Origin of the sequence: Sphingopyxis sp. JAI108 (assembly GCF_013410105.1) — a bacterium.
Classification (GTDB): Bacteria; Pseudomonadota; Alphaproteobacteria; order Sphingomonadales; family Sphingomonadaceae; genus Sphingopyxis; species Sphingopyxis chilensis.
The window spans coordinates 400,049-422,837 of record NZ_JACCCJ010000002.1 but is presented as its reverse complement, the minus strand read 5'-3'; the positions used below and the strand labels follow the sequence as shown (position 1 = coordinate 422,837).

At 66.6% G+C, this 22,789-nt stretch carries 19 protein-coding genes; 10 read left to right on the top strand and 9 right to left on the bottom strand.

What is annotated here, in order from left to right:
• Nucleotides 1-178: 178 nt before the first annotated feature.
• Entirely contained in the window at nt 179-442 is a 264-nt protein-coding gene (gene rpsT, locus HDC29_RS12955; protein WP_179498173.1) for a 30S ribosomal protein S20, read from the bottom strand.
• A 189-nt stretch (nt 443-631) separates the two neighbouring features.
• A complete protein-coding gene (gene mutM / locus HDC29_RS12950) occupies nt 632-1,444 on the bottom strand; it encodes a bifunctional DNA-formamidopyrimidine glycosylase/DNA-(apurinic or apyrimidinic site) lyase (RefSeq protein WP_179498171.1) in 813 nt (270 codons plus the stop codon).
• Between the two features lie 93 nt (nt 1,445-1,537).
• Between mutM and HDC29_RS12945 the strand changes: the two genes are divergently transcribed.
• The 8 genes from HDC29_RS12945 to HDC29_RS12910 all read left to right on the top strand — a co-directional run bounded on the left by HDC29_RS12945 (nt 1,538) and on the right by HDC29_RS12910 (nt 9,129).
• The gene (locus HDC29_RS12945; RefSeq protein WP_179498169.1) at nt 1,538-2,275 is read left to right on the top strand and encodes a class I SAM-dependent methyltransferase; all 738 of its coding nucleotides are present in this window, start codon (nt 1,538-1,540) and stop codon (nt 2,273-2,275) included.
• The gene (gene ubiB / locus HDC29_RS12940; RefSeq protein ID WP_179498167.1) at nt 2,272-3,816 is read left to right on the top strand and encodes a 2-polyprenylphenol 6-hydroxylase; all 1,545 of its coding nucleotides are present in this window, start codon (nt 2,272-2,274) and stop codon (nt 3,814-3,816) included. The genes HDC29_RS12945 and ubiB overlap by 4 nt, the downstream gene beginning before the upstream one ends.
• A 105-nt stretch (nt 3,817-3,921) precedes the next feature.
• A complete protein-coding gene (locus HDC29_RS12935) occupies nt 3,922-5,049 on the top strand; it encodes a glycosyltransferase family 2 protein (protein WP_179498165.1) in 1,128 nt (375 codons plus the stop codon).
• A complete protein-coding gene (locus HDC29_RS12930) occupies nt 5,046-6,146 on the top strand; it encodes a hypothetical protein (RefSeq protein WP_179498163.1) in 1,101 nt (366 codons plus the stop codon). Before HDC29_RS12935 ends, HDC29_RS12930 begins: the two co-directional genes overlap by 4 nt.
• 107 nt (nt 6,147-6,253) lie before the next feature.
• On the top strand, nt 6,254-7,516 hold the full coding sequence (gene coaBC / locus HDC29_RS12925; RefSeq protein ID WP_179498161.1) for a bifunctional phosphopantothenoylcysteine decarboxylase/phosphopantothenate--cysteine ligase CoaBC: 1,263 nt from the start codon (nt 6,254-6,256) through the stop codon (nt 7,514-7,516).
• Nucleotides 7,494-8,027: a dUTP diphosphatase gene (gene dut / locus HDC29_RS12920; RefSeq protein WP_179498159.1), complete on the top strand. Its 534-nt coding sequence runs from the start codon at nt 7,494-7,496 to the stop codon at nt 8,025-8,027. The genes coaBC and dut overlap by 23 nt, the downstream gene beginning before the upstream one ends.
• On the top strand, nt 8,027-8,776 hold the full coding sequence (locus tag HDC29_RS12915) for a molybdopterin-synthase adenylyltransferase MoeB (RefSeq protein WP_179498157.1): 750 nt from the start codon (nt 8,027-8,029) through the stop codon (nt 8,774-8,776). The genes dut and HDC29_RS12915 overlap by 1 nt, the downstream gene beginning before the upstream one ends.
• Entirely contained in the window at nt 8,764-9,129 is a 366-nt protein-coding gene (locus HDC29_RS12910; RefSeq protein ID WP_179498901.1) for a DsrE family protein, read from the top strand. Before HDC29_RS12915 ends, HDC29_RS12910 begins: the two co-directional genes overlap by 13 nt.
• Nucleotides 9,130-9,140: 11 nt before the next feature.
• On the opposite strand, the gene HDC29_RS12905 is transcribed toward HDC29_RS12910, so the two are convergent.
• The 7 genes from HDC29_RS12905 to HDC29_RS12875 form a co-directional block, all read right to left on the bottom strand.
• Nucleotides 9,141-9,860 (bottom strand): class I SAM-dependent methyltransferase, encoded by a 720-nt coding sequence (locus tag HDC29_RS12905; protein ID WP_179498155.1) that lies wholly within the window; start codon nt 9,858-9,860, stop codon nt 9,141-9,143.
• Complete coding sequence (gene prfB, locus HDC29_RS12900; RefSeq protein ID WP_179498153.1) at nt 9,857-10,984, bottom strand: peptide chain release factor 2; 1,128 nt, start codon at nt 10,982-10,984, stop codon at nt 9,857-9,859. Before prfB ends, HDC29_RS12905 begins: the two co-directional genes overlap by 4 nt.
• Nucleotides 10,985-11,068: 84 nt before the next feature.
• Nucleotides 11,069-13,585: a penicillin-binding protein 1A gene (locus HDC29_RS12895; protein WP_179498151.1), complete on the bottom strand. Its 2,517-nt coding sequence runs from the start codon at nt 13,583-13,585 to the stop codon at nt 11,069-11,071.
• A gap of 58 nt (nt 13,586-13,643) precedes the next feature.
• Nucleotides 13,644-14,270 (bottom strand): TetR/AcrR family transcriptional regulator, encoded by a 627-nt coding sequence (locus HDC29_RS12890; protein WP_179498143.1) that lies wholly within the window; start codon nt 14,268-14,270, stop codon nt 13,644-13,646.
• On the bottom strand, nt 14,267-15,412 hold the full coding sequence (locus HDC29_RS12885) for a DSD1 family PLP-dependent enzyme (protein WP_179498141.1): 1,146 nt from the start codon (nt 15,410-15,412) through the stop codon (nt 14,267-14,269). Before HDC29_RS12885 ends, HDC29_RS12890 begins: the two co-directional genes overlap by 4 nt.
• The gene (locus HDC29_RS12880; protein WP_179498139.1) at nt 15,409-16,662 is read right to left on the bottom strand and encodes a D-arabinono-1,4-lactone oxidase; all 1,254 of its coding nucleotides are present in this window, start codon (nt 16,660-16,662) and stop codon (nt 15,409-15,411) included. The genes HDC29_RS12885 and HDC29_RS12880 overlap by 4 nt, the downstream gene beginning before the upstream one ends.
• A gap of 74 nt (nt 16,663-16,736) precedes the next feature.
• Nucleotides 16,737-17,690 (bottom strand): N-acetylmuramoyl-L-alanine amidase, encoded by a 954-nt coding sequence (locus HDC29_RS12875; protein ID WP_179498137.1) that lies wholly within the window; start codon nt 17,688-17,690, stop codon nt 16,737-16,739.
• 656 nt (nt 17,691-18,346) lie between these two features.
• Between HDC29_RS12875 and HDC29_RS12870 the strand changes: the two genes are divergently transcribed.
• Together HDC29_RS12870 and HDC29_RS12865 are read left to right on the top strand one after the other, a co-directional pair.
• Nucleotides 18,347-20,995, top strand: a complete 2,649-nt coding sequence (locus HDC29_RS12870) for a ribonuclease E/G (RefSeq protein ID WP_179498135.1) — start codon at nt 18,347-18,349, stop codon at nt 20,993-20,995.
• A gap of 144 nt (nt 20,996-21,139) precedes the next feature.
• Nucleotides 21,140-22,543 (top strand): M48 family metalloprotease, encoded by a 1,404-nt coding sequence (locus HDC29_RS12865; protein WP_257018265.1) that lies wholly within the window; start codon nt 21,140-21,142, stop codon nt 22,541-22,543.
• Nucleotides 22,544-22,789: the final 246 nt, after the last annotated feature.

Below are 22,789 nucleotides of genomic sequence, written 5' to 3'. Positions count from 1 at the left end.
ATTGTTTTCAGTATCTTATTTGTGACAATCCGGAGGCAAAACAACGAATCGCCGTAAATCCGTCACTTACCGCGGTGCAACACTATTGCCACGGCGTTGTCACAATATCCGATGCAAAAAAGGACCCGCGGGCAAGATGCCGGCGGGTCCTTTTTGTTCCCTTTCGGGACGCGATGAATCAGGCGATCGCGTTCACGCTCTTGGTCAGGCGCGAATATTTGCGGGCCACGGTGTTCTTGTGGAGCACGCCCTTCGCGACGCCACGCGCCATTTCGGGCTGCGCCGCCTTCAGCGCGGCAGCGGCGCCATCCTTGTCACCGGCGGCGACGGCGGTTTCGACCTTCTTCACCAGCGTGCGAATGCGCGAAACGCGATTCTTGTTCACGATGGTGCGCGCGGTGTTGCGGCGGATGCGCTTCTTTGCCTGCGGCGTATTGGCCATAAATTCCTCTAGTCTTTCAAACGGTCTACATGGTCGGAGCACAGCCTCAACGGAGCAGCCGAATCGTGCGAGGTGCAGCGAATCAATGTCCGGATGCGGCCGGTTCCGGACGCCCGGACCCTGCTCGAAGGGTGCGCGCATAGCGGCGACAGGCGATTTGGTCAATGGGTTTACGGGAAAAATCCCGCACTAGCGCTGGCATTTGGGGCAATAGAAGGTCGAGCGGCCCGATTGCACGATCCGCGCGATCGTCCCGCCGCATTCGCATTGCTCGCCTTCCCGGCCATAGACGCGCCAGTCCTTGGCGAAATAGCCGAGATCACCTTCGGGGCCGAGAAAATCGCGCAGGGTCGAGCCGCCGGCCGCGATCGCGGCGATCAACACCTCCTTGATCGCGGGGACCAGCAGGGCGAGCTTCGCCCTGGAGACATCGGCGGCGGGCTTCACCGGCGAAATACGCGCCATGTTGAGCGCTTCGCAGACATAGATGTTGCCGAGCCCCGCGACGATGGTCTGGTCGAGCAGCATCGCCTTGACCGGCGCGCGCCGCCCGGCGAGCGCCTTTGCCAGATAGGCGGCATCGAACGCTTCGGACAAGGGTTCGGGACCGAGCGTCACAAAGGCGGAGAAGCGCGTCAGCGGGTCGCCGCTCACCAGGTCGACCGAACCGAAACGGCGCGGATCGTGGAGGAAGAGCCGATGCCCGGCGCCGGTTTCGAGCAGCAGATGGTCGTGCTTGGCCGCCGCGCCGCCCTCGGTCCGCCAACGCCCCGACATGCCGAGGTGGAAGATCATATGGTCGTCGCGGTCAGTCGAGATGACGCCATATTTGGCGCGGCGCGACAAGGTCGTGACCGTCGCCCCGGTCAGCCGCTGCGCAAGGTCGGCGGGAAAGGGCCGACGCAGGTCCGGACGAAATGTGGTGACCGCCGTCAGCCTTTGCCCTTGGAGAAAGGGCGCGAGGCCGCGGACGGTGGTTTCGACTTCGGGCAACTCTGGCATATCGCCTGTCGGGCTACGCGCCATTTGCGCGCGCGACAAGGCCCCGCTAAAGGCCGTTCGACTTTATCTCTCCCCCGCAAAGGCGCGCACTCCATGGCCACCCCCGATACCGTCAGCTTCGGCTATGAACAGGTCCCCGCGGGCGAGAAGACCGCGATGGTTGGCGAAGTGTTCAGCCGCGTCGCGCGCAAGTACGACATCATGAACGACGCGATGTCGGGCGGCATGCACCGCCTGTGGAAAGACCGCTTCGTGCGCCGCGTGAAACCGCGCGAGGGCGAGACGATCCTCGACATGGCGGGCGGCACCGGCGACATCGCCTTTCGCATGGAGCGCTTCGGCGCCAGCATAACCGTCGCCGACATCAACCCCGACATGCTCGGCGTCGGCGTCGAACGCGCCGCCGAGCGCGGCATCGACAGCCTCGTCTGGTCCGAGCAGAATGCCGAGAAGCTCTCCTTCCCCGACCAGTTTTTCGACGCCTATACGATCGCCTTCGGCATCCGCAACGTCACCGACATCCCGGCGGCGCTGAAGGAAGCGCACCGCGTGCTGCGCTATGGCGGGCGCTTTTTCTGCCTCGAATTTTCGACCAACGAATGGCCGGGTTTCGCGCAGGCCTATGACGCTTACTCGCACCACCTCGTCCCCAAGCTCGGCAAGCTGATCGCCGATGACGAGGACAGCTATCGCTACCTGATCGAATCGATCCGCCGCTTCCCGCCGATGCCGAAGTTCGCGCAGATGATCCGCGACGCGGGCTTCACCGCGGTGAAGGTCGAACCGATCCTCGGCGGTCTCGTCGCGATCCACAGCGGGTGGAAAGCTTGACCCGACCCGTCACCCATATCGTCCGCCTGCTGAAGTGGGGGCGCATCCTTGCGCGCCACGGCGCGCTGCGCGGGATCGAGACCGCGCCGCAGACGCCGCCGGGGGTGAAGCGGCTGTGCCGCCTCGCGCGGCTCGGGACGATTCAGCCCAAAATCCCCGATTATGCCGCTGCCTTTCAGGCGATCGGCCCTGCGGCGGTCAAGCTGGGCCAGACGCTCGCGACGCGCCCCGATCTGGTCGGCGAAGAGGCCGCGCGCAACCTGCTGAGCCTGCAGGACGCGCTCGCGCCGGTCGCGTTCGAGCGCATCCGCCAGGAAATCGAGGCGACCTTCGAGGTTCCGCTCGAAAGCCTTTACAGCGCATTCGACCCCGAACCCGTCGGATCGGCGTCGATTGCGCAGGTCCACCGCGCGGTGACGACCGACGGGCGCCAGGTCGCGGTCAAGGTGCGCCGACCCGGCATCGACAAGCAGTTCGCGCGCGACATCGAAACCTATGAATGGGCGGCCGCGCATCTCGAAGCCTTTGGCGGCGAAGCGTCGCGCCTCCGCCCGCGGCAGGTGATCGCCAATTTCCGCCGCTGGACGCTGCGCGAGCTCGACCTGCGCCGCGAGGCCGCCTCGGCGTCCGAACTGGCCGACGCGATGGCGGCGGTGCCCGAATATGAGGTGCCCGCGATCGACTGGGACCGCACCGCCAGCCGGGTGATGACGCTGGACTGGATCGACGGCATCAAGATTTCGCATCGCGAGCAGCTCATCGCCGCGGGGCACGACATGGAAAAATTGTCGGCGAACCTCGTCAACGCCTTCCTGCGCCAGGCGATCGCCGAGGGCTTCTTCCACGCCGACATGCATCAGGGCAATTTGTTCGTGAAGGCCAACGGCACGATCGCGGCGGTCGATTTCGGAATCATGGGGCGGATCAACCGGCAGGCGCGCTACTGGCTTGCCGAGATCCTCTATGGGCTGACCACGGGCAATTACCGCCTCGTCGCCGAAATCCATTTCGAGGCGCAATATGTGCCCGACTATCACAATGTCGAAGAATTCGCGACGGCGCTGCGCGCGGTCGGCGAGCCGATGCGCGGCAAGCCGGTGAGCGAGCTCAGCGTCGGGCAGATGCTCGACGGGCTGTTCGCGATCACGCGCGACTTCGACATGCAGACGCAGCCGCACCTGCTCCTCCTCCAGAAGACGATGGTGATGGTCGAGGGCGTCGCGACGATGCTCAATCCCAAGATCAACATGTGGGACGTCTCGGGTCCCTTCGTAAGCGCATGGATCCGCGACGAACTCGGCCCCGAGGCCGCGCTCGCCGACGGTCTGCGCGAACAGGGCAAGACGCTGGCGTTGATCCCCGACATCATCCGCCGCCTCGACGCGCAATTGCCGAAGAAGGGCGCTGCGCCGCCTGCGCCGCCGCTGCCCGACATTCCGCTGATGTGGGACAAGGGCGAGAAGCGGCGCTGGTGGCGCTATGCGCTGACCGCCGTCGCGGGGGCCGCGGCGGGAGCCGGCCTCCTCAACTGGCTCGGCTGAGCCGGCCAGCGCGTGCGGCCTTTGGTTACCGGACATTTACCCTAAATCATTATGGCCTGACCTCGACCAACCCCGGACGTGAAATCCGGATAGAGCCGAGGTTTCATGCGCCACGACATATTGATTGCCGATTCGCCGCTGACGATCGATGCGCTGCCGCTCGATGTCGCGGTGGTCGTGCCGACGCTCAACGAAGCCGCCAATGTCGAAAAGCTGATCGCGAAACTGTCGGTGGTGCTCGCCGGACGCGGCTGGGAAGTCCTTTTCGTCGATGACAATTCCGCCGACGGGACGAGCGAATTGGTGCGCCGCATCGCCCGCGAATCGCGCCATGTCCGCATCGTCCAGCGCGTCGGCCGGCGAGGCCTGTCGTCGGCGGTGGTCGAGGGCATTTTGGCGACCGCAGCACCCATCGTCGCGGTGATGGACGGCGACCTCCAGCATAGCGAGGACGCGCTGCCGCGGCTGATCGACGCGATTGCGGACGACGGAGCCGATATCGCCGTCGGCACGCGCTATGTCGCGGGCGGCGGGATCGGCGACTGGAACAGCGACCGCGCACGGATGAGCCGGCTCGCGACGCGCGCCGGACAGATCGCGCTCGGCACTGACGTCAGCGACCCGATGAGCGGCTTTTTCGCGATCCGCCGCGACGCCTTCGAGCGCGCCCTGCCGCGCCTCTCCGCGATCGGTTTCAAGATATTGCTCGACATATTGACGTCGAGCCCCACCCCGCTGAAGGTCGCCGAAATCCCCTATCAATTCCGCAGCCGCGAGGCGGGCGAGAGCAAGATCGGGGCGCGCGTGATCGCCGAATATGCCGAACTGATCGCCGACAAGACGATCGGCCGCTTCGTGCCCGTGCGCCTGATCAAATTCCTGATGGTCGGCGGGCTCGGCGTGTTCGTCCACCTCGCCGTGCTGCGCGCGGTGCTCGGCACGGGCAGCGCCTTTGTCGCCGCGCAGACGGCGGCGGTGATGACCGCGATCGCCTTTAACTTCTTCCTCAACAACAGCTTCACCTATGCCGACCGCAAGCTGAAAGGCTGGCGCCTGCTCGGCGGCCTTGCGAGCTTCTATGCGATTTCGGCGCTGGGCGCGGTGGCCAACATCGGCATCGGCACCTGGATGGCGGGACAGGACGAACGCTGGTGGGTCGCGGGGGTCGCGGGCGTCGTCGTCGGCGCGATCTGGAACTTCGCCATGTCGTCGGCGCTGACCTGGCGCAAATGACCGGCGCGGCATCCGGCTGGAACCGTTTTGGCGGGGTATCGCGCCCGGTGGCGGCGGCGGTGCTGGCGCTGCTTGCCCTCGTGATGCTGTGGGGGGCGACCGGCGGCGTCGGGCGCGATCACCTCCGCACCGCGGCGCCGACTTCGGCGCGGTTCGACGGGCTCGTCGGCGATCATGCGCTCTATGCGCGCATTGTGCAGCGTATCGACGCTGGCGAATCCTATTATGCCGCGGCGGCGGCCGAGCACCGGGCAGGAAATTATCCGCTGCGCCCGTTCGTGACGGTCCGCCTGCCGACGCTCGCCTATATCCTCGCCGCACTAGGCGAGCGGAATATGATGCTCGCGCTCCTCCTGATCGGCGGCGCGGCGATCCTCTTCTGGTACCGAAGAATGCGGACCGAGGCCGGTCTGCCCCGCTATGCGGCGGTGGGCGCGCTGTTCGTCGCGGCGAACCTGACGCAACTCGCCGCGCGCGAGTGGCTGTATATTCACGAGGTGGCGGCGGGCGTCCTTCTCGCACTGGCGCTCGCGCTCCATCGCCCGGCGCGGCCGTGGGTGACGATGGCCCTCGTCGCGGCCGCGCTGGCGATCCGCGAGACCGTCCTGCCCGTCGCGATGCTGTTCGGGCTGTTCGCGCTGATCGACCGCGACTGGCGCGCGGCCGCCGGGTGGATGGCGGTCGGTCTGGCCTTTGCGGGCGGGCTCGCTGCCCATATCGCCGCGCTCGCCGCGGTCACATCGCCGGCCGACGCGGCGAGCCAGGGCTGGCACGGGCAAGGCGGCTGGATCGCCTATCTGTCGTTCGTTCAGGCTTCGTCGCTGCTGCGTTTCTTCGCGGGCTGGACCGGCGCGCTGCTCGTCCCGCTCGCGCTGCTCGGGTGGGCCGCGTGGCGCTCGCGGCTCGGGCTGGCCGTGCTCGTCGTCCAGCTCCTTTATGCCGCGCTGCTCATGCTCTTTGCGCGGCCCGCCAATTTCTATTGGGCGATGCTGGTCACGCCGACGCTGTTCATCGGTCTTGCCTTCGCGCCCGCCGCGCTCGCCGCGCTGGCGCGTTCGCTGTGGCGCCCGGCACTCACCGTGGCTCCCGCCGCCTAGCTATCCTTGAACTGGCGCGCCGAAGCGCATAACTGGGGAGCGAAGGAGACGGCGATGAATCACCCCCTGTCGATCGCCGCCTGCGGCGGACCGGCCTGCCCCCGCTGATGGCCGCCCCGCGCATCCTGCTCATCATCGGCGGCGGCATCGCCGCGTACAAGAGCATCGAGCTTGTCCGCCTGCTTCGCAAGGCAGGCATGACCGTGCGCTGCGTGATCACGCGCGCGGGCGAGCAGTTCGTGACCCCGCTGACGCTCGCGGCATTGAGCGAGAACAAGGTCCATACCAATCTCTTCGACCTCAAGGACGAGGTCGAGATGGGGCATATTCAATTAAGCCGCGAGGCCGACCTGGTCGTCGTCGCGCCCGCGACCGCGGCCCTGCTCGCGAAAATGGCCGCTGGCATCGCCGACGACCTTGCGACGACGCTGCTGCTCGCGACCGACAAACCGGTGCTCGCGGCGCCCGCGATGAATGTGCGAATGTGGCTGCACGCCGCGACGCGGCGCAATGTCGCCACGCTGCGCGGCGATGGCGTCACGGTGATGGAACCCGACGAGGGCGAGATGGCGTGCGGCGAATATGGCCCCGGCCGCCTGCCCGAGCCCGAAACGATCAAGGCGGCGATCGATACCGCCCTCGCCCACGCGCCCGCCGCAATACCGCTCACCGGCCAGCCCGATTTCGCGCCTGCGAACCATCGCCCGCTGTTCGGACGCCGCATATTGGTCACCGCGGGGCCGACGCACGAGCCGATCGACCCGGTGCGCTATATCGCCAACCGCTCGAGCGGGAAGCAGGGCTTCGCGATCGCCGCCGCCGCCGCCGAGGCGGGCGCGGAGGTGCTGCTGATCGCAGGGCCGGTGCCGCTGCCGACGCCGCCCGGCGTGATCCGCGTCGATGTCGAGACCGCGGTCGAGATGGCCACCGAAGTCGCCGAGGGCCTGCCGGTCGATGCGGCGATCATGGTTGCCGCGGTTGCCGACTGGCGCGCCGCCGACGCGAAGGCGCAAAAGATCAAGAAGGATGGCAGCGGCACCGTCGCGCCGCTCGCGCTCGCCGAAAATCCCGACATATTGGCGAGCGTCGCCAAAAGCCCGGATCGCCCGCCGCTGCTGATCGGTTTCGCCGCCGAAACCAACGACGTCATCGCGCACGCCGAGGCCAAGCTCGCGCGCAAGGGATGCGACTGGATCGTCGCCAACGACGTGTCCGCCGACCCGATGGGCGGCGAAAGCAACCGGGTGCATATCGTTAGCAAAGACGGCGTAGACAGCTGGGACCGGCTCCCCAAACCGGCCGTCGCCCGCAAATTGATGGAAAAGATCGCCGATGAACTCGACAAGCATGTCCCCCTTGCAAGAGATTGAAATCGCCATCCAGCGCCTGCCGAACGGCGGCGGCCTGCCCCTGCCCGCCTATGCGTCGGATGGCGCGGCGGGGATGGACGTCGTCGCGGCGGAGTCGCTGACGATCCGCCCCGGCACGCGCCACGCGGTCGCGACGGGCTTCGCGATGGCGATTCCCGCAGGGTATGAGGTGCAGGTGCGACCGCGTTCGGGGCTCGCGCTCAAGCATGGAGTCACCTGCCTCAACACGCCGGGAACGATCGACAGCGATTATCGCGGCGAAGTGAAGGTGATCCTCGCCAATCTGGGCGACGAACCCTTCGAGATCAGGCGCGGCGACCGCATCGCGCAACTCGTGCCCGCGCCAGTCCAGCGCGCCGCCTTCGCCGAAGTCGAGACGCTTGACGAGACGGCGCGCGGCGCGGGAGGCTTCGGGTCGACCGGGGTCGAAAGCGACGCCGTCGACGAGACGGCGGACACGTTGGGCCTTGCCTCGCTGTCGGGCATCAAGCTGCGCCGCCCGGGCGAATAATGCTCGGCGACGCCGAACTCGACCGGTACGCACGCCAGATCATCCTTCCGGCCTTTGGCGGCGCGGGACAGGCGAAGCTGAAGGCGGCGCATGTCGCGCTGATCGGTGCGGGCGGGATCGGTTGCCCGGCGATCACCTATCTGGCGGCGGCGGGCGTCGGAAAGCTGACGATCATCGATCACGACCGGGTCGAGCTGTCGAACCTCCAGCGCCAACCGCTGTTTACCGACGCCGACCTGGGCGCGCGCAAGGCGGAGGTTGCGGCAGAGGCGGCGCGGCGGATCAATCCGCACGTCGATGCCGTTGCGGTGGCGCAGCGGCTCGACGACGCGAACGCCGAAGCGCTTCTGGCGGGCGCGAACCTGATCCTCGACGGCTGCGACAATTTCGCCACACGGCTTGCGGTCAACCGCGCGGCGGTGACGCTCCAAATTCCGCTGCTCAGCGTCGCGATCGGCGCGTTCGAGGGACAGGTCGCGCTGTATGAGGGCTGGCGCGCGGGCCATGCCTGCTACGCCTGCCTCGTCGGCAACGATCCCGACCGGCCGGGGATCAACTGCGCCGAAACCGGCGTGATGGGCGCGCTCGCGGGGATGATCGGGACGATGGCGGCGCTGGAGGCGGTGCGCGCGCTTTCCGGCTGGGGATCCCCGCTCGCCGGCCGCCTCGCGATCGTCGATATGCTCGACCGTCGCTGGCGCGAGGTCCGCGTGCCCGAGGACCCCGAGTGCCCGATATGCAAGGCCTGAACATCATCGTCGCGGTCGCCGAGGGGCGGCGGCTCTATGCGGCGCTCGAGGCGGGGATGGCGGCGGCCGCGCTCGGGCGCCGGGTGCGCATCTTCCTGCAGGGCGAAGCCGCGGCGCTGCTGCGCGATCCGGTGTCCTTTGCCGGCGACGAGGCGCGCCGCGCGGCGGGCCAGCCCGACCTTGCCTGGCTGGTCGAGGAAGCGGTGGCGATGGAGGTCGCGCTGTTCGTCTGCCAGTCGGGCATGGCGCTCGTCGGCATGGCGGCGACCGATCTGGTGCCGCACGCCCGCGCTGCGGGACTGGTCAGCTTCATCGCCGACGTGGGCGCCGATGACCGGCTGATCGTCTATTAGGGACACAGACCCTAGGGGTTGTCGCAGACCTTGATCGCGTCCGGTTCGGGGCGTTTGCCCTTGGGCACGAAGCGCGCGAGATAGCCGCCGGCGTGCTGCTTGTCGTCGTAGGAGACGAGCTTGTAGCCCACCGCCTGAAACTCGCAGACGAGCAGACGGAAGGGCGTGCCGTGCTGCGCGATCGGGCGGTCGCCATCAACGACGATCACCTGCCCGCCCGCCCGCAGCGCCGGGCGGAGGCGCCACAGGAAGGCGTAGGGTTCGCCGATCTCGTGATACATATGGACCATGAAAACACGGTCGAAGCTCGCGCCGGGCAAGCGCGGATCGTCGACCGCGCCGAGTTTCAGCGAAACATTATCGAGCCGTTCGCGCGCGACGCGGTCGGCGAGCCGCTCGATTACTTCGGGCATGATGTCCTGCGCGAGCACGCGGCCATTGGCGCCGACGCGCTGCGCGAGGCGGACGGTATAATAGCCGTCGCCCGCGCCGATGTCGGCGACGGTCATGCCGGGACGGACGTCGGCCGAATCCATGACGTCGTCGGCCTCGTTGACGCGATCGCGTGCTTCCTCGGTCGACCATTTGGTCGAGGTGATCGGTGCCACCGGGCGGTCGGCGGGAGGAAATTTACGCGCCGTTTCGATGCGGTCGCTGTCGTCGCCCCAAGGCGCATCGCAACCACCGAGCAGCGGCAGGAGCGCAAGGAGGGCGAGCGCGCGGCGGATCAATCGATGTCCTCCACCTCGACCTTTTCGCCGGTCACCTTCTGCGACAGCGCCGCCGCCATGAACGGGTCGAGCGCGCCGTCGAGCACGTCGCCGGGGGCGGTCGAGGTCACCCCGGTACGCAGGTCCTTCACCAGCTGATAGGGCTGGAGGACGTAGGAGCGGATCTGGTGGCCCCAGCCGATTTCGGTCTTCGCCTGATATTCGCCCGAAGCCGCGGCTTCGCGCTTCTGAAGCTCGGCCTCGTACATCCGTGCCTTGAGCATCCCCATCGCGGTCGCGCGGTTCTTGTGCTGCGAGCGGTCGTTCTGGCTCGCGACGACGATCCCGGTCGGGATGTGCGTGATGCGGACGGCCGAGTCGGTCGTGTTGACGTGCTGCCCGCCCGCGCCCGAGGCGCGATAGGTATCGATCTTGAGGTCGCCCTCGTTGATCTCAATCTCGATATTGTCGTCGATCACCGGATAGACCCAGACGCTCGAGAAGCTGGTGTGGCGGCGCGCCGAGCTGTCATAGGGCGAGATGCGGACGAGGCGGTGGACGCCGCTCTCGGTCTTCGCATAGCCATAGGCATTCTCGCCCTTCACCAGCATCGTCGCCGACTTGATGCCCGCCTGTTCGCCCGCCTGATATTCGACGAGTTCGACCTTCATTCCGCGCTTTTCGGCCCAGCGCATATACATGCGCTGGAGCATTTCGGCCCAGTCCTGGCTCTCGGTCCCGCCGGCGCCGGCATGGACTTCGATATAGGCGTCATTGCCATCGGCCTCACCCGCTAGCAGCGCCTTGATCTTGTCTTCCTCGGCGCGCGCCGCGAGCGCCGCGAGCGAAGCCACCGCCTCGTCGACCATCGCTTCGTCGCCTTCCATCTCGGCGAGTTCGATCAGCTCGGCGGTGTCGGCGCATTCGCTTTCGATCGCGCGCGTGGCCGTGATCGCCTCGTCGAGACGGCGGCGTTCGCGCATGACCTCTTGCGCCGCCTTCGCGTCGTTCCACAGCGTCGGGTCCTCGACCTTCGCATTGAGTTCGTCGAGCCGCCGCACCGCGCGGTCCCAGTCGAGAAAGCGGCGCAGCAACGCCAACGCGGCGCCAATCTTGTCGATATGATCCTGCGCTTCGGCGCGCATGTCCTTGCTCCTGAAATATGTTGGTCCCGCCCTTAGGGCTTCGCGCGCCGCATGAAAAGGCGGCGCGAAAGGAGATGTACGGCGTCAGATGATACCGCCGCGATCCTCCAGGAATTCGCTGTCGCTGCGCCGGCCCGGACTTTGCTGAACGGGCGCGTCCTGACGCCGCGGTGTCTTGACGGGCTTGATCTCTTCTTCGCGGATCGTCCGCCGCGGCTCGCTTTCGGGCTTGAAGGCCTCCCAGATGATCGATGCCTTGGGATCGGTGCCCGGCCAGCTGCCATAGACGCGCCGGCCCGACTGGCGATCGATGCGCACCATGCGGACGCCCTTTGGCGCCGCGAAGGGAATCGGCTGGCGATCGGCGAGCGCCGCGAGCGCAAAATCCTTGAAGATCGGCGCGGCATAGCTGCCGCCCTGCGCATAGCCGCCCATGCTTCGCGGCTGGTCGAAGCCGATATACATGCCCGCGACCACATCGGGCGTGCCGCCGACGAACCAGACGTCGTTCGGCCCCGTCGTCGTCCCGGTCTTGCCGAATAGCGGCACGCCAAGGTCGCGCAGCCGCACTGCGGTGCCGCGCTGGACGACGCCTTCGAGCATATGGACGACCTGATAGGCGGTGATCGGGTCCATCAGCTGCTTGCCCGACTTGGCGAAGCGCGGCATCGGCCGCCCGTCCCAATCCTTTTTGTTGCAGCCTTCGCACGGTTTCCAGTTCGCCGGGAAGATCACCTTGCCGCGGCGATCCTGCGCATAATCGATCACGCGCGGCTTGAGTTCACGCCCGTGATTGGCGAGCATGGCAAAGGCGTTGGTCATCTTCTCGACCGTTGTCGATCCGGCGCCGAGCGCGGTCGATAGATAGGGTTCGTGCTTGCCGATGCCCATCCTGCCGATCATCTCGACGACCGGTTCCATGCCGACCTGACTCGCCGCGCGCACCGTCATCAGGTTGCGCGACTGTTCGAGACCCCAGCGCATCGTATGCTCGCCGCTGCCGCCCGAATTGCCGAAGTTGCGGAAGCATTTGTTGCCCAGCGCCGCGCCCTGATAGACGCAGAACGGCCCGTCGACGATCATCGTCGCCGGCGTCATGCCATTGTCGAGCGCGGCGGCGTAGACGAAGGGTTTGATCGTCGAGCCCGGCTGGCGTTCGGCCTGCGTCGCGCGGTTGAAGGGAGACAGGCGGACGTCGAAGCCGCCCTGCACCGCATAGATGCGGCCCGAATGCGGGCTTTCGACGACCATGCCGCCCGATACTTCGGGAATGTTGCGCAGCGCGTAGCGGTCGGCTCCGGTCGATTTGACGGCGATCAGGTCGCCGGGGCGCATCGCCGAAAAGGCGCTGCCGCCCGTCTTGCGATAACGCAGGGTCGCGGCGCTCGCGGGCAGGCGTCCGCTATCGCCGTTCGCAAAGCCGATCCGCGCCTCGCCGCCCGATTTAGAGAGCACCGCGGCAACGCGCCAATTATCATAGTCGATGCCGATAAAGCTCGACGCCAGGCGGCTCTGCCACTGATCGTCGGCCTCGATCGTCGCGATCGGCCCCGACCAGCCCTTGCCCGCATCATAGCGCTGGAGCCCCTTGCGCAGCGCCATCGCCGCCGCCTGCTGCATCTTGCCGTCATAGGGCGTGCGCACCCAGAGGCCGCCGGCATAGACGCTGAGCGGGCCGTCCTCGGCGGTTTCGCCGAACTGCGCGATCAACTGGCGCCGCACCTCTTCCATATAATAACCGCCGACCTGCGCGATCGCGGTATTGCCACTGTTGGTCAGGCCGAGCGGCATCGCGCGCGCGGCGTCGCGCTGCGCCGCGCTGATCCAGCCATTATCCTCCATCGATCCGAGCACGAAATTGCGGCGCGCCAGCGCCTCGCGCTCGAAGCGCGCGCGGCCATATTTCTCGGGCGCCTTGGGCAGAATCGCGAGGAAGGCCATTTCGTGGAGCTGAAGCTGGTCGACATCCTTGTCGAAATAGGCGCGGCTCGCCGCCTGGACGCCGAAGCTGCGGCGGCCGAGCGGAATTTCGTTGAGATAAAGCTCGAGAATCTGTTCCTTGGTCAGCGCATTCTCGATGCGCATCGCGAGTATCGCCTCGCGCACCTTGCGGCGATAGCTGAGCTCGTTCGTGAGCAGGAGGTTCTTCGCGACCTGCTGCGTGATGGTCGAGGCGCCGATCGGACGGCCGCTGCTCGTCAGGTTGGTGATGATCGCCGAGGCGATGCCCGGATAATCGATGCCGCCGTGGCTGAAGAAGGTCTTGTCTTCGGCCGCGAGGAAGGAGCGCACCAAAAGCTGCGGATATTCGCTATATTCGAGCTGGACGCGGCGTTCACGGGCATAGCTGTGCACCGGCTTGCCCTCGCCATCGCGGACCATCGTCGGCAGCGGCGGCTCATAGTCGCGCAGCTGGTCGACCGAGGGCAGGTCGCGCGCGAAAACAGCCCAGATCAGCGCGATGCCGAGCAGGCCGGCAAGCACCAGATAGCCGAGCCAACGGAACCAGCGCCGCGTCCACATGTCGCGGAACCAGGCGATGACGGCATTGCCGTCGCGGCGGAGGCGAAGGCGGAAATCGGGCGGACTGTCGGCGGCCATATGCCCCGCCTCTAAAGCCTGTGTCGCCGAAAGGGAAGCATGGTTGCGGCGAGGCGGGCTATGAGGCGCTGTCGGCCAGATCGAGCAGCGTCCGGCGTAGCATCGAGGCGACTTCGGCGAAGACGGTGCCGGACGAAACGCGATCTTCTTCGTAAAGCATTTCGTCGACCGCAAAGCCGATCTCGACCGCGAGCCGCAGGGGCGTCCACAGGGTTTGGCGGTCGGCGCCGGGAAGATGCGGGCCACAGGCGTCCGTCAACCGGTCGGCAACATCGCGATGCGATTCGAGTCGGACGTGGACAAGTTGCGGCGACGCGTGGAGTGCGCGCAAAATCCACACCGCCCCCGGTTCGGCGCGCGTCACAGCCGCATTTTCGGCCAGCAGTTCGCCGATATGATCGGCCATGTCCGCGATTCCGGCCGGAGCATGGCGCGCCAGCCAGGCTTCGAGGACGGTGTTCTGGCGTTGCATCAGCCGCCGGCCGAGCGCTTCGAGCACCGCATATTTGTCACCGAAATAACGGTAAAGCGCGGGCGGGGTGAGCCCGGCGCGCGCCGCGATCATATTGGTCGAGATCCGTTCGATTCCGACCTCGGCAAGCAATTCGCCCGCGACGTCGAGCAGGCGTTCGCGCGTCTGGCGCGCGCGATCCTGCTGCGGCGGGCGGCGGGCGGCTACGCTCATCGCGCGCGGCCGCGCGCGCTGACCGGCCAGATGTCGATGAGCGCGTCGCCGGAAACGACATGGTAGAAATCATAGAGATTCACCGTCGGATCGCAGTGCGGAACGGTCAGGCTGACCGGATCGCCGGGGGCGAGTTCGGTCCCGATTTCGGGCGCGATGAGCGCGGCATGTTCGTCGCCCATGAAAGCGAAAAAGGCCGTTTCGGACGCGCCGCGCTGCACCACCGCGACACCGCCGTCGGTCGAGAGCGACTTGTAGCCGGCATCGATCGTGACGAGCCCGCTGTGGTTCGCGCTGACGACGCGCGCATCGACCGACAGCGACACCTCGAACGGCGACGCTTCACCACCCGTGATGTCGCAATCGAGATATTGCTTGTCCATGAAGACGTATGACCCGGCCTGCAACTCGGTGAAGACGCCGAGGTCGAGGTCTATCCGGTGCGTTCCCGTGCCCGATCCGGTGACGATGGCGGGCGCGAAGCCGGCATCGGTCAGCGCGGCGATGACCTCCTGCAGATAGGCGGTGCGCTCGACGATCGCGGCGCGGCGATCGGCATAGCTTTCGATATGCTGCTGCGACCCGCAATAATATTGGACGCCGCGATATCGAAGCTTGGATGACCGGTGGATCGCCTTGGCGAGTGCGACCGCCGCCTCGGCCGAGGCGACACCGGTGCGCGCGATCCCCGGGTCGATGTCGATGACGACGTCGAGCCGCGCGTCGGCAGCGGCGAGCGCGACCTGCACCCGTTCGGCGACGGCGGGATGGTCGACCACCGCCATCAGCCCTTCGGCCCGCGCGGCGAGCCCCGCCAGCCGCTCGACCGCGCGCGGCGCAGCGACGGGCGAGGTGATGAGGATGCCGGTCACGCCGCCATCGGCCAGCACCTCGGCCTCGCCGATCTTGGCGCAGCAGACACCGACCGCGCCCGCCGCGATCTGGCGCTTGGCGATATCGACGCTTTTATGCGTCTTCGCATGCGGGCGCAGCGCGACCCCCTTGCCCGCCGTCAGCGCGGCCATCGCCGCAATATTGCGGTCGAGCGCCTCGACGTCGAGCACCAGCACGGGCGTGTTGAGGTCAGCGCGCGATCCCTGGCGGCCGATCAGATGTTCGTGCAATTCGCGGTCGGTCGTCATGCGAAAAAGGCCTCCAGATGCGGATTGAGAAATTTGCCGCGCGGGTCGGCGGCGTGGCGCACGGCGCTGTAGCGCCCCGCCATCGGATAGAGCGCCGTGACGTCGGCACGGTTCAATGTGTGACGCTTGGCCCAGTGCGGTCGCCCGCCGGCGCTTCGGAAGATCGCCTCGGCCTCGGCGAACAGGGAAGCCCATGGCATCTTCGCATATTGGTGCATCGAGATCGCGGCGACCGGGCCCGCGTTCATCGGGCTCATCCATATATCGTCGGCGGCGACGGTGCGATATTCGAAGGGAAAGGCCACCGGCAGACGTTTCCTTCGGATCCAGCCGACGATCTCGTCCAGCGTGTCGAGCCCGACGGCACGCGGCATTTCATATTCCATCTCCTCGAAGCGGACCGTGCGGTCGGACGGAAAGATGTTGTGCGCGGGGCCGCGGCGGCGGCCCGAAATGCCGCTTTTCATCATCAATCGCTGGAGAAAGGGGGTCAGGAACGGCAGGCGCGCCGAGATATCGAGGATACGGCGAAAGGTCGCCTCCTCCATGTCGGTCGTCGTCGGCGGCGGGTCGCAGGGATCGCAGGGATCGAGCGTCTTCAGGATCACATGGTCGCTGTGCGGGAAGAACCAGAATTCGATATGGCGATGCCGCTGCGCCAGTTCGTCATGGCTTTCGCGGATTTCGGCCCAGCGTCGTTTTTCGATCCGTTCGGCGAGATGAAAGGCCGGGACGACAGCGACCTCGATTTCGGTCGCAACGCCGAACAGCCCGAGCGACAGGCGCTGCGCCTGATAGAGATCGGCGTTGGTCGTCGCATCGCACCAATGCACATCGCCCTCGGCATCGACGAGGCGGAAACCGCGCGCGAAGGTCGAAAGCGAACCAAGATCGACACCGGTGCCGTGGGTGCCGGTCGCCATTGCGCCGGCAAGCGATTGCGGATTGACGTCGCCCTGATTGGCGAGCGCCAGCCCCTCCTCCCACAAGGCCGCGGTGAGCCGGCGGATGCTCCAGCCGGCCGGAATACGCGCGGTCCGGCGGTCGGCGGCCACGCGGATCGTGCCCGCCATATCTTCGAGGCTGAGGATCAGCTCGCTCGATTCGCACAGCGGCATGAAGCTGTGCCCAGCGCCGGTGACGCGCAATTTGCTGGCGCTGCGGACGAGCGCCGCCAGCTCATCCTCGCTTTGCGGGCGCGCAAGGGCGGCGCTCGCGGTCACGCTGCCCGACCAGTTGCTCCACGCCATACGCCTCTCCCAACCCGCCGAGGCTGGCGGCGCACGAAAAGTTAGTCAAGACTATATATTGCCGGAAGGGCGGTTCATCGCTCCGCGATCCGGCGGGCGAAGTGGATCTGCACCGCTTCGCGAACGCCGCGTGCGACCTTCTTCTGGCCGGCGGACGAAGCGAGGAATTCGATATCGTCCTTGTTCGAGATGAAGCCGGTTTCGAAAAGCACCGATGGGGTGTCGGGCGCCTTCAGCACGATGAAGGAGGCGAAGCGGTGCGCGGTGGTGCGGAATTTGACCTCGTCGGACGCCTCGCGCTGAAGCAGCCGCGCGAAGTCGGAGGCGACGTTCATCGACTCGCGCTGGGTGAGGTCGAGCAGGATCGCCGACACGTCGCCGCTATGCGCGCCGAGATCGACGCCATTGATGATATTCGCCTTGTTCTCCCGCGCCGCCAGCCGCGCCGCCTCGCGGTCGGAAGCGACCTCTGACAGCGTATAGATCGACGCGCCGCTGGCCTCCTGGTTTTCGGCGGCGTCGGCGTGGACCGAGATGAACAGGTCGGCTTTCAGCCGCCGCGCGATGCCGTAACGTTCCTCGAGCACGAGGAAACGGTCGTCCGAGCGCGTAAGCGCGACGCGCACCCGGCCCAGCGCGAGCAGATCCTTTCGGATCGCGCGGGCCAGCGCCAGCGTGATGTCCTTTTCCCGGCTGCCGTCGTGCGGCGAGATCGCGCCGGGATCGTGCCCGCCGTGACCGGCGTCGATCACGACCAGCGGCAGCCGCGCATCGGCAGGGCCATCGATGCGCGGCAGCGTCACCGCGGGCTTGGGCTTTCCGATCGGGACGGTCACGCTGTAGCGCTTTTCCGGGCGCTTGGCGCGAAAGCCGGCGAATGATCGCGGTTCGCCGCGCGGAGCCCGCGAAGCAGGCCCAAATTCGCCCGTTATGAGGGGGCGCGGATCGCCATCGATCGCGCCCGCCTGCCCCGGCGATGCTGCCGGGAGGGCTCCGATCAGGCCAATCAGGACGAGCAGCGGACTCATGGCCTGTCTATGCCGTCCACGGCGGGCGATGGTCCAGCTTTATTCGGATTCGTCGGCGCCCGGCACGTCATCGCGGTGAATCCGCCCTTGACCATGGCGGGACAATGCCGCGCCGACCGGCGGGTCAGCCGCCGATTCCGCAAACGCAACCCGATGGTTTTCTTGCAACACCTCCACGCCATCCCATCTTTCTGCGGCGGTTGTGGTTGCCGTCGGTCCGTGCCGATGCTAGCACGCCATCACTGACGGTGTCGTTCCCGGTGCCGTCCGGCCTTTTGAGGGGAGGGCCTGTTCCGCGAATATGCGGATCATGGCCGCCTTGGCGCCGGACATATTGGGAAGGACAAGCCTGCCGCCAGTCCACCCGGTTGACCGGACAGTCGGGGCGTTCGCAAGGCGCCCGCCCTGCCCGCCCGCTCATCCCGTAACAGGTTGATGCCGTATGAGGCTTGCCATGCCCTCTTCATATCCCGACGCGGGCGCTTTCGCCCCGGCCGTCGCCGGATTTGAAGACCGCATGCGCGTCCAGGACCGGACGCAGGCTCCTTTCGGCAATAACGTCTTTTTTCCTTTCATCCGTATCCGCCGCGGCCTTCCGCAAGGAGGGTTAGCGGGATTTTTTGATGGCGCGCCGAGGCGCGCTTGGAGTGTAACTAATGACCACGCGCATGTTGATCGACGCGCGGCACCGGGAAGAAACCCGGGTCGCCGTCACCAAGGGAAACCGAATCGAGGAGTTTGATTTCGAGTCCGCCGAGCACAAGCAGCTCAAGGGCAATATCTATCTGGCCAAGGTGACCCGCGTCGAACCGTCGCTGCAGGCGGCGTTCGTCGAATATGGCGGCAATCGCCACGGCTTCCTCGCCTTCAGCGAAATCCACCCCGACTATTACCAGATTCCGAAAGAGGATCGCGAAGCACTGCTCCGCGAAGAGGCCGAGCACGCCGCCGCCGCCGCGCAGCGCGCCGAGGAGGACCTCGACGAGCTCGAAGGCGATGTCGCCGACGTCGAATATCATGACGAAGACGAAAATGGCGACGCCCCCGCCCCCGAAACCATCGGCGAAGACGCCGACGGCGACGAAGGCGACGCTGAAAACGGCGACGCCGAGGACGGGGAAGAAGGCGCCGAGGAAGGCTCAGAAGGAACCGGGGACGGTCGCGGCGACCGCAAGCGCCGTGGACGCGATGGCCGCAAGGGCGGCCGTGGCCGCGGGCGCGGGCGTCGGGGTGACGACGAGGACGGCGAGAGCCGCATGTCGCTGCGCCGCCGCTACAAGATCCAGGACGTCATCCGTCGCCGCCAGGTGATGCTGGTGCAGGTCGTCAAGGAAGAACGCGGCAACAAGGGCGCTGCGCTCACTACCTATCTGTCGCTCGCCGGCCGCTATTGCGTGCTGATGCCGAACACGATGCACGGTGGCGGGATCAGCCGGAAGATTTCGAACGGCGCCGATCGCCGCAAGCTGAAGGCGATGATCGACGAGCTCAATCTGCCGCCGACGATGGGCTGCATCGTGCGCACCGCGGGGATGAGCCGCACCAAGGTCGAGATCAAGCGCGACTTCGACTATCTCGCGCGCCTGTGGGACGAAATCCGCGAGAATACGCTGGGTTCGAGCGCGCCGGCGCTGATCCATTCGGACAGCGACCTCGTCAAGCGCGCGATCCGCGACATCTATCACAAGGACATCGAGGAAGTGCTCGTCGAGGGCGACGAGGGCTACAAGGCCGCCAAGCAGTTCATGAAGCTGTTGATGCCGAGCCACGCGCGGCGCGTGAAGCAATATGCCGATCCCGTGTCGCTCTATCAGCGTTACGGCGTCGAGGATCAGCTCGCCGGGATGCTCAATCCGGTCGTCCAGCTGAAATCGGGCGGCTATCTGGTGATCAACCCGACCGAAGCCTTGGTGTCGATCGACATCAATTCGGGCCGATCGACGCGCGAGCATAATATCGAGCAGACCGCGCTCAGCACCAACCTCGAGGCTGCGGCCGAAATCGCGCGCCAGCTGCGCCTGCGCGACATGGCCGGGCTGGTCGTGATCGACTTCATCGACATGGATCATGGCTCGAACGTCCGCAAGGTCGAGCGCGCGATGAAGGATGCGTTGAAGAACGACCGTGCGCGCATCCAAGTCGGCCGCATCTCGGGCTTTGGCCTGATGGAGATGAGCCGCCAGCGCTTGCGCACCGGCGTGCTCGAAGCCTCGACGCGTCCCTGCCCGCATTGCGAAGGCACCGGCCTCGTCCGCACCGCCTCGTCGGCGGGTCTCAGCGCACTGCGCCTGATCGAAGAGGAAGCCGCGCGCGGCAAGGGTAACAAGATCACCCTGCGCGCGAGCCAGGAGGCGACCTTCTACCTCCTCAACGAAAAGCGCCGCGAACTGCGCGAGATCGAGGAGCTTTATGGCGTCACGGTCGAGATCCTGCCCGATGGCGAGACCGAAGGTGCGCGCATGGCGGTCGAAGTGAGCGGTCCGCCGCCGATCGCCCGCCGCAGCTTCGCACCGATCACACCGATCGAGGACGATGACGACGACTATCCCGAGGACGAGGAAGAAGAAGCCGAAGAAGAGGCCGCCGAAGATCGTCCTGCGCGTTCGCGTGACCGCGAAGAAGGCGCGCGCGACCGCGAGGAAGGCGATGCCGACGGCGAAGGCCGCAAGCGCCGCCGCCGCCGCCGCCGCGGCCGCCGCGGGCGTCGCGACGAGGAAGGCAACGAGACCGCTGACACCGTCGAAAGCGGCGAGGAAGGCGAAGGCGATGCCGCCGGGGCCGGCGCAGACGAGGAGGCTCCCGCCGACGCAGCCGTGGCTTCCGAGGCGGAGGCCGAAGAGGCCGAAGCCAAGCCGCGGCGCCGCCGCGGTGGCCGGAGCCGCAAAAAGGCCGACGCCGAGGAAAACTCCGGTGAGGCCGTGGCCGAAGAAGCGGCACCGCTAGAAGTGGCCGAAGCGCCGCCCGAACCGGTTGTCGAGGAAGCGCCGGCCGCCGAGGAGAAGCCGAAACGCAAGCGCGCGCCGCGCAAGACCAAGGCCGCCGCGGCCGCCGAAGCCGAAGCTGCGGAAGCCGCTGCAGAGGCGCCGGTCCCCGAAGTGCCTGCCGTCGAAGCGCCGACCGAAGCCGAACCCGCCAAGCCCGCGCCAAAGAAGCGAGCAAGCCGGGCGAAGAAAGCCGTCGCCGCCGAAGCCGCCCCCGAAGCCACGCGCGAGGCCGAACCCGTCGCCGCCAATGGCGACGAGTCGGGCGAAGGCGCCGAGGGCGAACCGCGCCGCGGCTGGTGGCAGCGCACATTTGGCAACTGATTGACCAAGTCGATCGGGCGGAAACTGATCCGCGGCAACCGATCGCAGAATCTGCAAGCTGACCTTGCGTCCGCGCGTGCTGGCCCCCAATAAGCCTTTATGGCTTCACTCGGGGTTCAGGCGCGCGGCGCAAGAGAGGCGGGGATGACCGCTTTCCCGCCGCAACCCGCGTCCGGGGCGCAAAGGCTGCGCCCCATTTTCCATATCCTGCTGACTTTGCTCGCGATGGTCGCGATCGCGATGCGCCCGGCAGCGGCGCAGTCGATCCTGCGCGACGCCGAGACCGAGGCCTTGTTCCAGGACATGATGGACCCGCTGCTCGTCGCCGCGGGGCTCCGGCCCGGACAGGTGCGTGTCCACCTGCTCGGCGACCGCAGCATCAACGCCTTCGTCGCAGGCAGCCAGGATATTTACGTTTTCAGCGGGCTGATCGAGGCGGCCGACAGCGCCGAAGAGGTGCAGGGTGTGCTCGCGCACGAACTCGGCCATGTCATGGGCGGTCACGCGATCCGCGTCAACGAGGGCGCCAAGGCGGCGAGCGGCATTTCGCTGCTCAGCCTGTTGCTCGGCGCCGCGGCGATTGCCGCCGGCGGCGGGGAGGCCGGCATGGGAATCATGATGGCCGGCCAGCAGGCGGCGCTCGGCAAGTTCCTCGCGTTCAGCCGCGTTCAGGAATCGACCGCCGATGCCGCGGGCGCGCAATATCTGTCGAAAGCGGGGATCAGCGGCCGCGGCAGCCTCGCCTTCTTCAAGAAGCTCCAGAACCTCGAATTCCGCTATGCGGTGAAGCAGGACGACGACCAGGCCTATGGTCGCACTCACCCGATGTCGGGCGACCGTATCCAGACGTTACGCGAGGTCTATGTCATCGATCCCGCGTGGAACAAACCCGCCGATCCCGCGATCGAGAAACGATTCCAGCGCATCAAGGCCAAGCTTTCGGGCTATATGTCCGACCCGGAGCGAACGTTGCGCCAGTTTCCGGAGAGCAACAGCAGCATCCCCGCGCGCTATGCTCGCGCCTATGCCTGGCACAAGAGCGCCTATCCGCAAAAGGCATTGGCGGAGGTTGAGGGATTGCTCGCGACGAACCCGAACGATCCCTATTTCCTCGAGCTCGAAGGGCAGGTGCTGCTCGAATCGGGGCGGCCCAAGGACGCCATCCCCCCGCTGCGCAAGGCGGTTTCGCAGTCGCGCTCGCAGCCGCTGATCAGCGCGACGCTGGGCCATGCACTGATCGCGACGGAGGATCCCGCCAATTACCCCGAAGCCGAAGAGGTCCTGAAAACGGCGGTGGCACTCGACAATGAAAATCCTTTCGCCTGGTACCAACTCGGCATCGTCTATGCGAGCAAGGGCGATCAGGCGCGCGCCGCGCTCGCCTCGGCCGAACGCTACAGCCTGGAGGGTGGACAGGCCGGGCTCGCGCTGCGTAATGCCGAAATGGCGATGCAGGGACTGCCCCAGGGCTCCCCCGACTGGATCCGTGCACAGGATATTTCGATGGTGGCTCGCGCCGAGGTGGAACGCGAGCGCAAACGGCGTTAGATTCAAGCAGGGCAAACGGGCACCGCATCGCCAATAATGATGCGCAAGGGCGTGAGGGTCAGCTCCTATGAATGGGACGGCTGAGGTTTGGGGCAAATTTGTTCAGTGCGAGGAAGAGCGGCGCAGGCATATGGGAATATTCCAAGGCGCTCTGACGCGGCAATGGACAAATTTGACCAAATCCCCGAGGGACGGAAAAATGGCTTCCCTCTCGGACCAAATGTCCCTTGGACATAGAACCACTAT

Excerpts from the sequence above, each read along its gene's own strand:
- rpsT (WP_179498173.1), bottom strand. The coding sequence starts at position 442 with ATGGCCAATACGCCGCAGGCAAAGAAGCGCATCCGCCGCAACACCGCG.
- mutM (WP_179498171.1), bottom strand. The coding sequence starts at position 1,444 with ATGCCAGAGTTGCCCGAAGTCGAAACCACCGTCCGCGGCCTCGCGCCC.
- HDC29_RS12945 (WP_179498169.1), top strand. The coding sequence starts at position 1,538 with ATGGCCACCCCCGATACCGTCAGCTTCGGCTATGAACAGGTCCCCGCG.
- HDC29_RS12935 (WP_179498165.1), top strand. The coding sequence starts at position 3,922 with ATGCGCCACGACATATTGATTGCCGATTCGCCGCTGACGATCGATGCG.
- HDC29_RS12930 (WP_179498163.1), top strand. The coding sequence starts at position 5,046 with ATGACCGGCGCGGCATCCGGCTGGAACCGTTTTGGCGGGGTATCGCGC.
- coaBC (WP_179498161.1), top strand. The coding sequence starts at position 6,254 with ATGGCCGCCCCGCGCATCCTGCTCATCATCGGCGGCGGCATCGCCGCG.
- dut (WP_179498159.1), top strand. The coding sequence starts at position 7,494 with ATGTCCCCCTTGCAAGAGATTGAAATCGCCATCCAGCGCCTGCCGAAC.
- HDC29_RS12915 (WP_179498157.1), top strand. The coding sequence starts at position 8,027 with ATGCTCGGCGACGCCGAACTCGACCGGTACGCACGCCAGATCATCCTT.
- HDC29_RS12910 (WP_179498901.1), top strand. The coding sequence starts at position 8,764 with ATGCAAGGCCTGAACATCATCGTCGCGGTCGCCGAGGGGCGGCGGCTC.
- prfB (WP_179498153.1), bottom strand. The coding sequence starts at position 10,984 with ATGCGCGCCGAAGCGCAGGATCATATCGACAAGATTGGCGCCGCGTTG.
- HDC29_RS12895 (WP_179498151.1), bottom strand. The coding sequence starts at position 13,585 with ATGGCCGCCGACAGTCCGCCCGATTTCCGCCTTCGCCTCCGCCGCGAC.
- HDC29_RS12890 (WP_179498143.1), bottom strand. The coding sequence starts at position 14,270 with ATGAGCGTAGCCGCCCGCCGCCCGCCGCAGCAGGATCGCGCGCGCCAG.
- HDC29_RS12885 (WP_179498141.1), bottom strand. The coding sequence starts at position 15,412 with ATGACGACCGACCGCGAATTGCACGAACATCTGATCGGCCGCCAGGGA.
- HDC29_RS12880 (WP_179498139.1), bottom strand. The coding sequence starts at position 16,662 with ATGGCGTGGAGCAACTGGTCGGGCAGCGTGACCGCGAGCGCCGCCCTT.
- HDC29_RS12875 (WP_179498137.1), bottom strand. The coding sequence starts at position 17,690 with ATGAGTCCGCTGCTCGTCCTGATTGGCCTGATCGGAGCCCTCCCGGCA.
- HDC29_RS12870 (WP_179498135.1), top strand. The coding sequence starts at position 18,347 with ATGACCACGCGCATGTTGATCGACGCGCGGCACCGGGAAGAAACCCGG.
- HDC29_RS12865 (WP_257018265.1), top strand. The coding sequence starts at position 21,140 with ATGACCGCTTTCCCGCCGCAACCCGCGTCCGGGGCGCAAAGGCTGCGC.